This is a genomic window from Vibrio sp. Y42_MX_L11, assembly GCF_024181785.1.
In the GTDB taxonomy this organism is placed as follows: Bacteria; Pseudomonadota; Gammaproteobacteria; order Enterobacterales; family Vibrionaceae; genus Vibrio; species Vibrio diabolicus.
The window spans coordinates 140,332-154,638 of the sequence record NZ_JAMZAP010000001.1 but is presented as its reverse complement, the minus strand read 5'-3'; the positions used below and the strand labels follow the sequence as shown (position 1 = coordinate 154,638).

Below are 14,307 nucleotides of genomic sequence, written 5' to 3'. Positions count from 1 at the left end.
ATTTAGTGTGATTATTCCAGCTCTTGATTTAATTGAAGGACAGGTGGTTCGCCTTTATCAAGGTGATTACGGCCAAGTAACTGAGTACAAAGTCGACCCAGCAGAGCAGTTCAATTTGTACCACCAAGCGGGTGCTAACTGGCTGCACTTGGTGGATTTAACTGGCGCGAAAGACACGACAGCACGCCAGCTAGGTTTGATTGCAAAGCTACTAGCAAGCACACCAGCGAACATCCAAATCGGTGGTGGAGTGCGTACAGAGCAAGACGTGATTGATCTGTTAGAAGCCGGTGCGCAGCGTGTTGTAGTCGGTTCTACAGCAGTAAAACAGCCAGAGCTTGTGAAAGGTTGGATGGAAAAATACGGCGCAGAGAAAATCGTTCTCGCACTAGACATCAACATCGATCAAGACGGCACGCGCAAAGTTGCCATTTCTGGCTGGCAAGAAGATTCAGGCGTGACTATCGAAGCTCTGATCAACGATTATCTGACGGTAGGTCTACAGCATGTGCTTTGCACGGACATTTCTCGTGACGGTACGCTAGAGGGCTCAAACGTTGAGCTTTACGTCGACCTATGTAAACAGTACCCACAAGTGCAGTTTCAATCTTCAGGCGGCATTGGCTCATTAGCGGATATCGAAGCACTAAAAGGCAGCGGTGTTGCTGGTGTGATTGTTGGTCGCGCATTGTTAGATGGTAAGTTCACAGCAGAGGAGGCGGTTGCATGCTGGCAAAGCGAATAATTCCATGTCTTGATGTTCGTGATGGACAAGTGGTGAAGGGCGTCCAGTTCCGCAACCACGAAATCATTGGTGACATCGTTCCTCTTGCGCAGCGTTATGCTGAAGAAGGCGCTGACGAGCTTGTGTTCTACGATATTACCGCTTCAAGTGATGGGCGTGTCGTTGATAAAAGTTGGGTCGCTCGCGTTGCTGAAGTGATTGATATTCCTTTCTGTGTGGCTGGTGGTATTAAATCAGCAGAGGACGCGGCGCGCATTCTTGAGTTTGGTGCAGATAAGGTATCTATTAACTCTCCTGCCTTGGCGAACCCTCAGTTGATTACTGACCTTGCTGATAAGTTTGGTGTGCAATGTATCGTCGTTGGTATCGACTCATACTATGACAAAGAGACGGGCAAGTATCAGGTTTACCAGTTTACTGGTGATGAAGAACGCACCAAAGCGACCCAATGGGAAACGCGTGATTGGGTGCAAGAAGTACAAAAACGCGGTGCTGGTGAAATCGTACTGAACATGATGAACCAAGACGGCGTGCGTAACGGCTACGATATTGAACAACTTAATATGGTGCGTGAAGTGTGTAACGTGCCATTGATTGCATCGGGTGGTGCAGGTGCCATGGAGCACTTCGCAGAAGCCTACCAAAAAGCAAATGTGGATGGCGCGCTTGCCGCGTCGGTATTCCACAAGCAAGTCATCAATATTGGTGAACTAAAGCAGTATTTGAAACAACAAGGCATTGAGGTACGACTATGAGTGTGAAAGCCGCCGAAGTAAGTTCGCTAGCAGAGCGAATCAACTGGGAAAAGGTGGATGGTCTGGTACCTGCCATCGTACAAGATTTTCAATCAAGCCAAGTGCTGATGATGGGTTACATGAACCAAGATGCGTTGGCAAAAACGGGCGAAACGGGTCAAGTGACGTTTTTCTCTCGTACCAAAGAGCGTCTTTGGACCAAAGGGGAAACCTCAGGCAATGTATTACAATTGGTGAACATGCAGCTCGATTGCGACAATGACACACTGCTAGTTAAAGTGAATCCTATTGGTCCGACTTGCCATACTGGAACAACAACTTGTTGGGATGGAGATCCGCAAGAGGAGTCACAAATGGTGTGGCTTCATCAACTTGAGCAGCTATTGGCTGCCCGCAAGAGTGCCGACCCAGATTCCTCTTATACTGCCAGTCTTTATGCCCGTGGCACCAAGCGTATTTCGCAAAAAGTGGGCGAAGAAGGCGTTGAAGTCGCGCTTGCGGCGACGTCGGGCGATAAGGCGGAGTTAGTGTGTGAATCAGCAGACTTGATTTACCACTTAATGGTATTGCTTCAAGACCAAGGCTTATCGATGAATGACGTAGTGAACAAGTTGAAAGAACGTCATAAGTAAACTTGCTTATAGATAAGTGAAAGCCCCTATGCTCTCGAGTCTAGGGGCTTTTTTTAATTTAGTGTTCTTGATTCGGGGGTAAAAACCGGCAACAGTGCTGGTGGCGATTAGATTCTGAATCACGCTCGTCCCTCGCTGTTCAGAATGACGGTATATTTTCTAATGGTATTTGAAGTCGCGTTATCTATTTCAAACGAAAGTACATATTCACGTTATTCCGACGAGCTTAGGTGAGGTCAGGAATCTCATTAAAGCGAACTCAATAAGCTAGGCGTGGATGCCTTTACCCACAACACTTCTTAAACTTCTTACCGCTTCCGCAGATACACGGATCGTTACGACCTAGCTTTAGGCTACTCACTGGCTGGCTCAATCGTGGATCCTGTTCTGGTTCTTCTTCTGGCTCTTCTTCAGGAAATGTGCCGTCAATGTAGTACCAAAGCCCATTTTCTTTTACGAAGCGAGAACGTTCTGTCATACAGTAGCGTTTGCCGTCTTCATCAAAATAAGCGCTAAACTCGACAAAGCCTTCATTGTCATTACTGCCAGCTTCTGTTTTTAATACTTCAAGTTTGCACCAATCGCTGTCGATAGATTGGGCAATGCCTTCTCGTTGTTCTTCTGCATTACAGCTTGGGTGGTACGTGTTCACCACGTAATCTACTAGACCTAACACATGCGCACTGTAACGAGAGCGCATTAACTGCTCCGGAGTGGTAACGTCAGCATGGTTATTGTGGGCAATTTCACAACACTGTTGGTAGGTGCGGTTAGAGCCGCAAGGACAAGAAGAAGCCATAAAATGAAATCTCGATTAATTAAGCGGTAAAAACAAACAACCTCACAATTGCGAGGCTGGAGGTGAGGCATTATAGCGGTTTAGGGCGTTTGAGACAGCAGTTCTTGAGCCCACTCGGTAGATTGATTAAAAGCGTCTGCTAATTGAGGCTCGGTTAATTTAAGAACGGTGCAATACCGCTCAGCTAATTCCCAGTCTGCTTGTTCGTAGGCGATCGTCATTGAAAGTAAGTGGCCAAGTACGCCTTTTCGACTGGTTAATGCGAGTTTTATATCTTCGTCAACGGGGATATCTTCAATGACATCCGAGAGCGGTTGATCGAGCAAAGATCCGAGTAGAGAAAACATTCCTGTCAAAAAAGCCTGCCCAGGGTCATACCTAGTGTTCATTTGACTAAGTAACAGTTCACACATTCTTGCACGCTGAATCGCTAAAGAGTAAAGAGAGTCAGGTTTATCCTCTTGAACGGATGCAATTGCAACTAAGGAAATAAAGCGTCGTAGTCGCTCTTCACCCAGATAAATAAGTGCCTGTCTGAACGATTTGATCTTAGTCGTTAATGTATATCCTGAATTTACGTAAGTAAGCAACTTGTATGACAGCGTCACATCAATCGAAAACAGACGTTCAACCTCATTGAAGTCGATGGGCTTATCTGCAATCTCTTTACAAAGCTGGATGACGGTAAGAAACGCGGGGTTCAACCGTTTTTTCTGGATCATCTCAGGTTTGCTAAAAAAATACCCTTGAAAATAGTTAAAGCCGGCTTCTAAAGCTTGCTCAAACTCTTCGTAGGTCTCTACTTTTTCCGCAAGAAAGTCGATTTTAAATGGGCTCAATGCCTGAATAAAAATAGCGGCTTTCTTGATCGGTACGAGTCGAATGTCAAACTTGATCATGGAAACATATGGAAGAAAACGTTTCCAAGTCTTCGTCGGCACAAAATCATCTAAAGCAATTTTGTATCCGCACTCATGCAGGTGCTTGATGGCTTCTAGCAGCTCCTCTGTCGGTTCACAATCTTCAAGGACTTCAATGACGAGAGACTCTTTGGGAAACAGAGTTGGGACCAGATTCACCAAGCTTTGATGCGGAAAGTTAACAAAGCCAAGTTTGTTCCCTAATGTGTTGTAATGCGTCGACAAAAAATGATCGGATAGCAGTCGACTAGTAGCCAGCTCTGGTTCTACTTCAGGGAAGGTATTTTTAGGACCGTCTCGAAAGAGAAGTTCGTAACCTATGGTTCGTTTTTCTCTATCCAGAATCGGTTGGCGAGCTACGTAAGAATACTTCAATTAGGTACTTCGTTCTGTTTAACTTAGTATTAAGATAATAGCGATTTTTTACAAAATATCTACGACTTGAGCGTGAATCTTCTACACGCTCTACATGCTTAACGTAAATTCTGTATGAATGGTCTCGTTTGTAGGTCAAAGCCATCAGAATTTACTTGTAAAACTGAGCCTTGCGTATACCAATCCCCTAGAACTATCCGGGTCTTTTTAACGCCATCGACGTCAAAGAAATGTGTATTCGGACGATGAGTGTGACCATGAATCATTAAGTTGACGCAATTCTGAGACATCACTTTCTCGACTTCATTTTGATTGACGTCCATGATGTCTAAAGGCTTGCTCATTTTATCATCACGAATATCGGATTGAACTTTTGAGACAATTTTCTTCTTAATAAACCAAGGAATGTGATTAAACAGCCATTGCAACCAAGGTTGATGAACAGTCTTACGGAATTTTTGATAATCAATATCGTCAGTACACAGGGTGTCACCGTGGAGAATAACCGCTTTAGTACCATAAAGGTCTATGAGGCTAACTTCATCCAGTAATGTAATGCCTGTCTCTTTACAGAAGCGTTTTCCCAATAGGAAGTCGCGATTGCCCTGAATGAAATAAACAGGAACGCCAGTCTTTGTTAGTTGCTGGAACTCTGTACGGATTTGATTGGCAAAAGGAGTTTTGTCATCGTCTCCAACCCAAAACTCGAACAGATCGCCTAATACATAAAGTGCATCGGCTTTCGTTGCTTCTGTTCGCATGAACGTCACAAAACATTCCGTAATATCCGGACGCGATGGGGTGAGGTGAAGATCGGAAATAAATAATGTTGTCATAGAAATAAGGGGAAGCGATGCCTCCCCATTAACTTATCTCTTAGAAATAATTCTTACGAATTATTCTTCAATTGTTGTACCAGTGATTACTACGTCCTCTAGAGGCACGTCTTGGTGCATGCCGTAAGAACCAGTGCTAACGCCTTTGATCTTATTTACGATGTCCATGCCTTCTACAACTTCACCGAATACACAGTAACCCCAACCATCTAGGCTTTCGCTACGGAAATCTAGGAATGTGTTGTTGTTTACGTTGATAAAGAATTGAGAGCTTGCTGAATGCGGTTCCATAGTACGCGCCATAGCAAGTGTACCCACTTTGTTGCTTAGGCCGTTGTTTGCTTCGTTCTTGATAGGTGCACGTGATGCTTTTTCACGTAGACCAGGTTCCATGCCACCACCTTGGATCATGAAACCGTCAATAACACGGTGGAAAAGAGTGTTGTCGTAAAAGCCATCGCGGCAGTACTGAAGGAAGTTTGCGCTAGTCTCTGGCGCTTTCTCTTCGTTTAGTTGAATCTTGATGTCACCAAAATTAGTGTGAAGGGTGATCATGCTACTTTCCTTTACTGTGTTGTGTTGAGCCCGAGATTCTAGCCTAAGTTCTAGTGCATTAAAAACTCAGGAAGAGGAAATTCTTCGTTTTGTGCTTGAAGTTTAGCCGATTATCGTTTTATCGGTTAATTGCTATTACCTAACCAGGTCGGAGTTGATATACTCGACCTTCTTTTATTCATTCACAATCATAGATAGAGATCATGTTAAAGATATATAACACACTCACAAGACAGAAAGAGGAATTCAAACCAATTACAGCTGGCAAAGTCGGCATGTATGTCTGTGGAGTTACCATCTACGATCTCTGTCACATCGGTCACGGTCGCACTTTTGTCTCCTTTGACGTGGTATCACGTTACCTTCGTTACCTAGGTTACGATCTAACGTTTGTACGCAACATCACAGACATCGATGATAAGATCATTAAACGTGCGGCTGAAAATGGCGAGTCTTGTGACTCACTGACTGAGCGCTTGATCGGTGAAATGCACGCAGACTTCGACGCATTAAACATGAAGCGCCCAGATATTGAGCCTCGTGCAACCCAGTTTATTCCAGAAATCATCGAACTTGTTCAAAAACTGATTGAACGTGGTTTTGCTTACGTTGCGGATAATGGCGATGTAATGTTTGAGGTTCGCAAGTTTGACGAATACGGCAAACTGTCTAAACAAGATTTGGATCAGCTGCAAGCGGGCGCGCGCGTTGATGTCGAAACAGCCAAACGCAGCCCACTAGACTTCGTTCTTTGGAAGATGTCTAAACCAGGTGAACCTACGTGGGAATCACCATGGGGCCTTGGTCGTCCAGGCTGGCACATTGAATGTTCTGCTATGAACTCTTCAATCCTAGGTGATCACTTTGATATTCACGGTGGCGGCTCTGATCTTCAGTTCCCACACCACGAAAACGAAATCGCGCAATCATGCTGTGCACACGACACTAAGTACGTAAATACTTGGATGCACAGTGGCATGGTGATGGTAGATCGCGAGAAGATGTCTAAGTCTCTAGGCAACTTCTTTACTATCCGTGACGTACTTGGTCACTACGATGCAGAAACGGTTCGTTACTTCCTTATGTCTGGTCACTACCGTAGCCAGTTAAACTACAGCGAAGAGAACCTAAACCAAGCACGCGCTTCGCTTGAGCGTCTATACACTTCTCTACGTGGTTTGGATCTAAATGCTGCTCCTGCTGGTGGTGAAGAGTACGTATCTCGCTTTACAGCAGCGATGAACGATGACTTCAATACGCCAGAAGCGTACTCAGTTCTGTTCGACATGGCGCGCGAAGTTAACCGTCTGAAAACAGAAAACCTAGAGAAAGCGAGCGAGCTAGGTGCGCTAATGCGTGAACTAGCAGATGTGATCGGTATTCTTCACCAAGATCCAGAAGCCTTCCTAAAAGGTGATGCAGGTAACGATGATGAAGTGGCTGAAATCGAAGCTCTTATCAAGCTGCGTAACGACTCTCGCGCTGCGAAAGATTGGGCGAATGCAGATATGGCTCGTGACAAGCTAACCGAAATGGGCATTGTTCTGGAAGATGGTCCAGAAGGCACAACGTGGCGTCGTAAGTAATTGAATTTTCAATTTTAAAGGGCTGATAATTCAGCCCTTTTATTTTCCATTTCCATAAATTAAAACTTTAACTTTAGGTAATGCTCTGTGGCTCAGATGTATTTCTATTACTCAGCAATGAATGCGGGTAAATCAACAACGCTTCTTCAATCCTCTTTCAACTATCAAGAACGCGGCATGACGCCAGTTATTTTTACGGCGGCACTAGATGATCGCTTTGGTGTCGGTAAAGTGAGCTCTCGTATTGGTCTTCAATCTGACGCACACTTGTTTCGTCAGGATACCAATTTATATCAAGAGATCGCAGCTCTGAATGAGGTTGAGAAACGTCACTGTATTCTTGTTGATGAGTGTCAGTTCTTGTCGAAAGAGCAGGTTTACCAACTTACTGAAGTTGTTGATAAACTGCATATTCCAGTATTGTGTTACGGCCTTCGCACCGATTTTCTAGGCGAACTTTTTGAAGGCAGTAAGTACCTGTTATCTTGGGCAGACAAGTTGGTTGAGCTCAAAACGATCTGCCACTGCGGTCGCAAAGCGAATATGGTTATTCGTACCGATGAACATGGCGTGGCGATTAAAGAGGGCGATCAAGTTGCGATCGGCGGTAACGACAAATATGTCTCCGTGTGCCGTCAGCATTACAAAGAAGCACTCGGTAAATAATCCGTATTAATACAGAAAAGCCACCGTAATCGGTGGCTTTTTGTTGTCTGCTAGAAAGGGCTTAGACTAAGTCAAAACCAAATCTCTCTAGCAAAACTTGGTAAGACGATTCGACTTGCTGAGGGATGTTCTGCTCGGTTTGAAATCCTTTCTCTGGATAGCTTTTTACACGAGAGAAATCTTCCATTAGTGCTTCTAGCACCATCATTAATGGCATGTCTTCATTAATATACTCAAAAAACGGATGAGCCGTAGAGCTTACTTGGAGCTGGGAGTAGGGTGACTGCCACTGTTTTTCAAATGTCGCTATAGCTCTGCGTTCCATAAATGGTTTTTGCACCAGAATAAACGATGAGCAATTTTTTCCTTCCTCTTTCAATCGTTGCTCAGTAAAGCGAACGTTTTCTCCACTGTTGGTGGATTCAGTTTCGAGCAAAATTGCTTCACTGGGCACGCCTGACATCTTGGCAATTTCGGCAAAAGTTTCCGCTTCGCTTTTTTCAAACAGTCCATCGGTAAAACGACCTTCTCCCCCTGAAAATACAATCAAAGGCGCTAACTTTTGGTGGTACAGATTTGCTGCATGTTCTGCTACACGCACATCGTTACTGCACATCACAAACAAACAGTCTGCGGGTTTCAGCTCATGTTTGAGTTGCATGTAATCCCAAAGTGTTTCTATGTGTCGATAGAGTTTCATAGCGCGTCCAAAGTTGAGTTGAAATGAAATTGATAGCCAAGTGAGAGTAGTTTGTCTGCGAGAATGCGCTTATCTGTTTGTTCTGTGACTGGGGGAAGAGGTATCTCACTTTCGCTCTTATTTATAGCGGCTTGGTAGAACTCCGCCTTGCTGACGGTATGCGGTGTGGTCACGTTAATGACTTGGTTGCTTAAATTATCTAAAGCAAATTTGACCGCCGATACCGCATCATCTTGATGAAGCATATTAGCAGGCGCTTTACGACTGACTTGTTTTAGTCTCATTGCAAAGCGAGAAGGGTGCCTATCTGGCCCAATTAGCCCGCTACAACGCATAATAACGAAGCTAATATTAGAGTCGATAACATGCTGCTCGGCTTGCAGCATAATACGTGCATTGTCAGAGAAATAAGGGCTGTCGGCTGCTAAAGAGAGTGACGCATCTGCTTCTTCCATATCAGAAGCTAGGTTGGGATACACCGTTGTAGAGCTAATCATAACGAGCTTTTCAACGTTGTTTTGCTTTGCTGCGTTTGCGAGCATTTGCCATTGTTGGGCGTATTCTTGTCCGCGTCCTTTACGAAAACCAGGGGGAAAAGCACCGACAACGTGAGTAATTTGATGTTGCTTAAGCAACTCATCTAGCCGTTTCGCCGCGTTAAGTTGATTAAAATCGAATAATGCGGAGTGAGTTAATGAAGCGGGTAACTCGTTTAACCGAGCTTGGTTACGACGAGTAACGACAACGTGGTGTCCGTCTTTCATCAAAGTTTCTGCTAGCGGAGTTCCGAGCCAGCCTGCACCTACGATCAATGTATTTGCCATTTGGGTCTTCCTACTTACTTATTTATGTCTGCTCGAATAGATTGAGCAGCTCTGCTTTGGCTTGTTGATGGAGGGGATCTGAATGCCATTTCTGATGTTGAATAAGGTCAACATTGACTTGCCAAGCCAGCTTTGTGAAATCATCCCCAACTCTTGTCAGTGTGTTCGGTGAATACGCGACTAAATGCTCTGGAAGAAAGCACCAACCAAACCCTTTATTCGCTAATTCCAACAAAATATAGTAGTTATCAGCGTACCAGATATCCGGGCTGAATGCTTGATTGAGACCACATGGCTCTGCGTTTTTGGAGCGTATGACCAGTTGACGATGTTGTTTGAGTTGATCAATGTGAGTGACGCGTTGTTGTGCCAGAGCGTGTGTTGAAGAGACATAGACATCGAACGCAATGTTACCAAGATTAGTGAAATCGATATGTCTTGGCATTTGTAAGTCACTCAAAATAATCCCAGTAGTGGCGCGCTCCGATTTGACCAATTCAATGATATCCGGACTTGAAGCTGTTAAGCATTCAACTTGCAAGTGTGGAAAGCGTTGCTCTAAATTTTTTAGCGCGTCGGGCAAGCGAGTCAGAGGAATCCCTTCATCAATGGCTAAAACCAATTTATTCGTTGGTGTTGAAAAAAGCTGTGATGCTCTGTTGTTTAATCGGTCGAGTTGGCTGATTGCCGCTTGTGCATAAGGTATGAGTGTGAGGCCACTCTCGGTTAATTTCGGATATCGACCAGAGCGATCAAATAGATCAACACCACAGTCGACCTCCATATTTATAATGTGTTGGCTGACTACGGATTGAGCTCGCCCCAGTTTTCTTGCCGCGCCTGAAAATGATCCGGTTTCTGATGTAGCAATGAAAGCTTGCAGTTGTTCGATGGTAAACATATCGCTTTTGCCGATGGTATCTAACTTTTTGTTATCTGAATAATAGATAAAATTCTAAGCATTGAGTAGAACTATTTGGACAGAGAAATATGACTCGTAACGAACGAATTTTTCATGCAGTACTTTTTGAGTTAATCGCACTCGCGATCATTGTGCCAGCGGCTTCATTGATCACCGGAAAGGGATCGAGTGATCTCGCGTTAGTTGGGATTGGGTTGAGCATGTATACCGTCGTGTGGAATTACATCTACAACTTGTACTTTGATAAGTGGTTTGGCAGCAATCGAATTGAGCGAAGTTTAGCGATGCGTTTTGGGCATACAATTGGATTCGAGGGAGGGTTGATCTTTATCTCTATACCCGTCATTGCTTGGTTCTTAGAAATTACGCTTCTTCAAGCTCTGGTGTTGGAAGCTGGCTTCCTAGTGTTCTTCCTATTTTATGACACGGGCTTTAATTGGTTGTACGACAAGGTTCAGCCATTTAGCAAAATGAAAAAACGATTAGCGCCGCAGGTTTCGGCAGGAACAAAATGCAGGGACCAATAAAAAACGCCACCGAATTCGGTGGCGTTTTTGTTCAAATTACACGGAAAGGACTCTTAAAATCTTATCCGCATGCTCTGCGACTTCAATACCTTCATCTGTTAAATAACCACCATCAGGCTGTGTACAAAGTTGCTTCTCGTATAGACGAGCAACGGCTGCCTGCATTTCTTCTGACGCGTCTGTATGAACTTTAATACCAGTTGCAGCACTACTTAGGTCGAACTGAAGAAGTAGGTTCAATTCGGCGATATGTTCAGCTGAATATTTCATAAATGATTCCTTTACGCTTTTTTTACCAAGCTAGTCTGAAAAGAAGAGTTGAGCAACATTAAACGATAAGAAGTGTTAAGTATGGCGCTATCAGGCTGATATAACGCAGGATCTTTGTTCGAAAGGCAGAATACTTGTTAAGTATCAATGATAGTTACGATTGCGAATGATAGTTGACCTTTATCGGTTGATCTATCGATAACAACATTTTTAGTAAACATGTCAAATAGCGCTTGAAAAAGTAGGGAAATGGAGCGATTATCCGCGCCTCTTTAATTGTTTCTAAATGTTACACCACAATGAACTTCAATCAGTTTGACTCACTATTACCGCCTCAGGCTGCGGAACGCGCGGCTGAAGTGGGGGTAGGTAAAGCAACTAAAGCACCGATCAAATCTTTTTTATTGGCAATTTCTGCCGGACTTCATATTGGTATTGCGTTCATCTTTTACACCACGGTGACAACCGGTGCAGGCGACCTTCCATGGGGTATTACCAGGCTAATCGGTGGCCTAGCCTTCAGCCTTGGTTTGATTCTTGTTGTCGTTACAGGTGGTGAGCTTTTCACTAGCTCAGTATTAACATTGGTAGCGCGAGCGAGTGGAAAGATCTCGTGGCAAGCGCTAATCAAAAACTGGTTTGTGGTTTATTTCGGCAACATGGTTGGTGCTCTTTTGTTGGTAGCATGCATGTTGGTCACCAAGCAGTATATGTTTGATCACGGCCAAGTTGGCCTCAACGCGATGGCGATCTCTCAACATAAATTGCACCATGGTTTCTTTGCTGCTGTTGCGCTTGGCATCATGTGTAACGTGCTGGTGTGTATTGCTGTTTGGATGACGTTTAGTGGACGTACATTAACTGACAAAATAGCGGTCATGATTCTGCCAGTGGCTATGTTTGTATCGGCAGGTTTCGAGCACTGTATTGCGAACATGTTCCAAGTACCCATGGCGATTGGAATCAAATATTTTGCACCGGAAGCATTTTGGCAAATGACAGGGGCGGATATTGCAAACTATGCGGACTTAAACATGATGGGGTTCATCGTAAATAACCTTATCCCTGTAACGATAGGGAACATCATTGGTGGCGGTGTATTCGTTGGTATGTGGTATTGGATGATTTATCTGCGTGATGAAGACAAGCATTTACGATAAATCTAAAAGAATAAAAGAAAGGCGAGCCAAATGGTTCGCCTTTCTTTTATTCATGTCGATAAGTTTCACACAAATCGAGTGAGTTAAATCAGCTCTTCATTGATGCCAAAATCGGTTGGGAGCCAATGAGAAGTCACTTCCTTTGGTTCTTGAACGAGCCAGTCCAGAGGTGCATCGGATAGGAGTTCATCGTAATTTTCTTTGATCATTAAGACATCCATGTACGTCTCTCCAAGTTTGTGGTCACTATCTTTACTCTAAAATTAGAATATGTCAGGCAAGTGATCAAAGCATGACGATTAGATTGATCACTTATGTTGCTATGTTTCTGGTTGCGTATGGGTTTAGGGTGTTTATCCACATTTTCTGTGGATAACCTGTCTCAAAGGCCGTGCGTATCTAAACTTGCAAAGAAAATTTCATAAAATTAGAGGCTTATACTCGAGAGAATTCTGTCTGACTTTTCTCCAGAAAGCGTCTTGATGAATGTTTAAAGAATGGATGAGTTATTCAGTTAAAAGTGCGTTTGACTTGATAATACAAGCCCTTCCACTGGCTTTGTTCACACGCTTAAACTATCTATGAGTTTTGGTAGGTTCTGGTTGTTGGATTTTTATTTTGATCCGGCCTTCTTTCGTTTGTACCCAGCTCAGTGTCATCTCCAGCGTAATAGCGACGGAGGTACTCAACATGACGAAAATAGCCAGCATAATCACCAACTGATATTTAATTGCAACCATCGGGCTTGCGCCACCTAGAATTTGACCAGTCATCATGCCTGGCAAGGTAACCAGCCCTGTAGTGGCCATAGAGGCTAAAGTTGGAGCAAGTGACTTTCTAAGGGCCTCTTGAATGAAGGGGAATGATGCATAACGAGGAGAGGCACCAAGTGAGATAGCAGCCTCGTATTCTGATTGTCTCTGTTCAAAAGCCGTAAATAAATTCTGCAGTGCGATGATGTTACTACTTAAGCTGTTACCCAATAGCATGCCCGCAAGTGGGATCATGTACTGGGCGTTGTAAATAGGGGATGGCTGTACTAGGCCTGCGGTAATCGCTATAAGAAGTGGAATTAGGCCACAGGTTAAGCCTGTAAGAAGAGGAAGCATAAGTGGCTTTTTAGGCAGGCGAGCTTTTCCTGCAATTGAGCTTGCACCAATCAGTAACATGATGGCAAGCCAAAGTATATTGACCAGTAAGCTGTTTAATTGAAAAAGATATTCTAAATACACGCCAATCAATATGAGCTGAAGTGTCATACGAATAACACTGATGATCGTGTCTTTCGCAATCCCTAATTTGTAGCGGGCATTAATAAAGAAGGGAACCAACAAAATCAGACCAAACAATGCCAGTTTGGTCCAACTTATATCCACCACGCTATCCATAATCGCTCCTCGAAAATCCGCGAATAATTGTAACTAAGCTCCTCCTTTATATGAACATCAATGTGCATTTTTTGATGTTCTCAACGTAAACCTTTAGCGCTATTCCTGTCATTATTTTGCATCATTTTATTTACAATTGATTATCTTTTGACGGGTTTTTAAGCCAATTTATGACCCGTTAATTACTATCCAAATGTAACTTATGTTTGGTAAATGTTATTGTTTTAACAATTAGTTAAAAGACTTATTTTGTCACATCTGTTCATGTTTTTTAATAAATAACATCAATCAATCACATCTCTGGATGAGCTCAAAAAAGTGTTGAATTACAAGGCCTGAGAGCTCTTATTTGATTGAACCTTACTATTAGTATGGTCTAACATTTTCCATTAGAGATTGTAAAAAACTTAAGCTTGGTTACGCGGGCTTTTCAATAACACTAGATACAAAATAGGCAAATGTATGAGTGATGTTAATAAAATTGAGAGTGGTGAAAAACGCTCCCTGGAGTGGAAGTCGTTCCTCTTCATTGCAGTTGTTCTCTTCCCAATTCTGAGTGTGGCTTTTGTCGGCGGTTACGGGTTCATCGTTTGGATGTTGCAAGTGTTCTTCTTTGGACCTCCAGGCGCGCACGGCATGTAAGCCTG

The 14,307-nt window shown here is 43.6% G+C and carries 18 protein-coding genes; 8 read left to right on the top strand and 10 right to left on the bottom strand.

Translation table 11 applies throughout. The annotated features are described in order from the left end of the window. Window positions 1–7 precede the first annotated feature (7 nt). From hisA to hisIE, 3 genes are read left to right on the top strand one after another with little or no spacing between them, the layout of a single operon-like run. A complete protein-coding gene (gene hisA, locus NL643_RS00655; protein WP_253643735.1) occupies window positions 8–745 on the top strand; it encodes a 1-(5-phosphoribosyl)-5-[(5-phosphoribosylamino)methylideneamino]imidazole-4-carboxamide isomerase in 738 nt (245 codons plus the stop codon). After that, window positions 727–1,500, top strand: coding sequence for an imidazole glycerol phosphate synthase subunit HisF (hisF, locus tag NL643_RS00650; RefSeq protein WP_004749837.1), 774 nt, complete (start codon window positions 727–729; stop codon window positions 1,498–1,500). The genes hisA and hisF overlap by 19 nt, the downstream gene beginning before the upstream one ends. After that, entirely contained in the window at window positions 1,497–2,132 is a 636-nt protein-coding gene (gene hisIE, locus NL643_RS00645; RefSeq protein WP_104969276.1) for a bifunctional phosphoribosyl-AMP cyclohydrolase/phosphoribosyl-ATP diphosphatase HisIE, read from the top strand. Before hisF ends, hisIE begins: the two co-directional genes overlap by 4 nt. A 283-nt stretch (window positions 2,133–2,415) precedes the next feature. On the opposite strand, the gene NL643_RS00640 is transcribed toward hisIE, so the two are convergent. The 4 genes from NL643_RS00640 to NL643_RS00625 form a co-directional block, all read right to left on the bottom strand. Continuing rightward, on the bottom strand, window positions 2,416–2,931 hold the full coding sequence (locus NL643_RS00640) for a YchJ family protein (protein ID WP_193448130.1): 516 nt from the start codon (window positions 2,929–2,931) through the stop codon (window positions 2,416–2,418). Window positions 2,932–3,011: 80 nt separating this feature from the next. Beyond that, window positions 3,012–4,226 carry an EAL and HDOD domain-containing protein gene (locus NL643_RS00635; RefSeq protein ID WP_253643734.1) on the bottom strand — a complete coding sequence of 405 codons (1,215 nt, stop codon included), beginning with the start codon at window positions 4,224–4,226 and terminating at the stop codon, window positions 3,012–3,014. A 98-nt stretch (window positions 4,227–4,324) separates the two neighbouring features. Continuing rightward, a complete protein-coding gene (gene lpxH / locus NL643_RS00630; RefSeq protein ID WP_006743038.1) occupies window positions 4,325–5,062 on the bottom strand; it encodes a UDP-2,3-diacylglucosamine diphosphatase in 738 nt (245 codons plus the stop codon). A 60-nt stretch (window positions 5,063–5,122) separates the two neighbouring features. Further along, window positions 5,123–5,617, bottom strand: coding sequence for a peptidylprolyl isomerase (locus tag NL643_RS00625; RefSeq protein WP_005390900.1), 495 nt, complete (start codon window positions 5,615–5,617; stop codon window positions 5,123–5,125). A gap of 203 nt (window positions 5,618–5,820) precedes the next feature. Here NL643_RS00625 and cysS point away from each other — a divergent pair, with 203 nt between their 5' ends. Together cysS and NL643_RS00615 are read left to right on the top strand one after the other, a co-directional pair. Continuing rightward, window positions 5,821–7,203 (top strand): cysteine--tRNA ligase, encoded by a 1,383-nt coding sequence (cysS, locus tag NL643_RS00620; RefSeq protein WP_253643733.1) that lies wholly within the window; start codon window positions 5,821–5,823, stop codon window positions 7,201–7,203. 87 nt (window positions 7,204–7,290) lie between these two features. Further along, complete coding sequence (locus NL643_RS00615; RefSeq protein ID WP_005378154.1) at window positions 7,291–7,869, top strand: thymidine kinase; 579 nt, start codon at window positions 7,291–7,293, stop codon at window positions 7,867–7,869. A 61-nt stretch (window positions 7,870–7,930) separates the two neighbouring features. Here the strand turns inward: NL643_RS00615 and NL643_RS00610 are convergent, their stop codons facing one another. The 3 genes from NL643_RS00610 to NL643_RS00600 are packed head-to-tail and all read right to left on the bottom strand — an operon-like array spanning window position 7,931 to window position 10,294. Then, a complete protein-coding gene (locus NL643_RS00610) occupies window positions 7,931–8,569 on the bottom strand; it encodes a YdcF family protein (RefSeq protein ID WP_005390904.1) in 639 nt (212 codons plus the stop codon). Next, window positions 8,566–9,393, bottom strand: coding sequence for an NAD-dependent epimerase/dehydratase family protein (locus NL643_RS00605; RefSeq protein WP_161445668.1), 828 nt, complete (start codon window positions 9,391–9,393; stop codon window positions 8,566–8,568). Before NL643_RS00605 ends, NL643_RS00610 begins: the two co-directional genes overlap by 4 nt. A 22-nt stretch (window positions 9,394–9,415) precedes the next feature. After that, complete coding sequence (locus tag NL643_RS00600; protein ID WP_253643732.1) at window positions 9,416–10,294, bottom strand: LysR family transcriptional regulator; 879 nt, start codon at window positions 10,292–10,294, stop codon at window positions 9,416–9,418. A gap of 89 nt (window positions 10,295–10,383) precedes the next feature. On the opposite strand from NL643_RS00600, the gene NL643_RS00595 reads away from it, so the two are divergent. Beyond that, window positions 10,384–10,842 (top strand): PACE efflux transporter, encoded by a 459-nt coding sequence (locus tag NL643_RS00595; RefSeq protein ID WP_253643731.1) that lies wholly within the window; start codon window positions 10,384–10,386, stop codon window positions 10,840–10,842. A gap of 36 nt (window positions 10,843–10,878) precedes the next feature. Here the strand turns inward: NL643_RS00595 and NL643_RS00590 are convergent, their stop codons facing one another. After that, a complete protein-coding gene (locus tag NL643_RS00590; protein WP_005378148.1) occupies window positions 10,879–11,112 on the bottom strand; it encodes a TIGR02647 family protein in 234 nt (77 codons plus the stop codon). 299 nt (window positions 11,113–11,411) lie between these two features. Between NL643_RS00590 and focA the strand changes: the two genes are divergently transcribed. After that, complete coding sequence (gene focA, locus NL643_RS00585; protein WP_005393324.1) at window positions 11,412–12,272, top strand: formate transporter FocA; 861 nt, start codon at window positions 11,412–11,414, stop codon at window positions 12,270–12,272. Between the two features lie 83 nt (window positions 12,273–12,355). On the opposite strand, the gene NL643_RS22740 is transcribed toward focA, so the two are convergent. Then, a complete protein-coding gene (locus tag NL643_RS22740) occupies window positions 12,356–12,481 on the bottom strand; it encodes a hypothetical protein (protein WP_254903806.1) in 126 nt (41 codons plus the stop codon). A gap of 366 nt (window positions 12,482–12,847) precedes the next feature. Next, window positions 12,848–13,660: an ABC transporter permease gene (locus NL643_RS00580; RefSeq protein ID WP_065645351.1), complete on the bottom strand. Its 813-nt coding sequence runs from the start codon at window positions 13,658–13,660 to the stop codon at window positions 12,848–12,850. A 462-nt stretch (window positions 13,661–14,122) separates the two neighbouring features. Here NL643_RS00580 and torE point away from each other — a divergent pair, with 462 nt between their 5' ends. After that, on the top strand, window positions 14,123–14,302 hold the full coding sequence (gene torE, locus NL643_RS00575; protein ID WP_005378141.1) for a trimethylamine N-oxide reductase system protein TorE: 180 nt from the start codon (window positions 14,123–14,125) through the stop codon (window positions 14,300–14,302). Window positions 14,303–14,307: the final 5 nt, after the last annotated feature.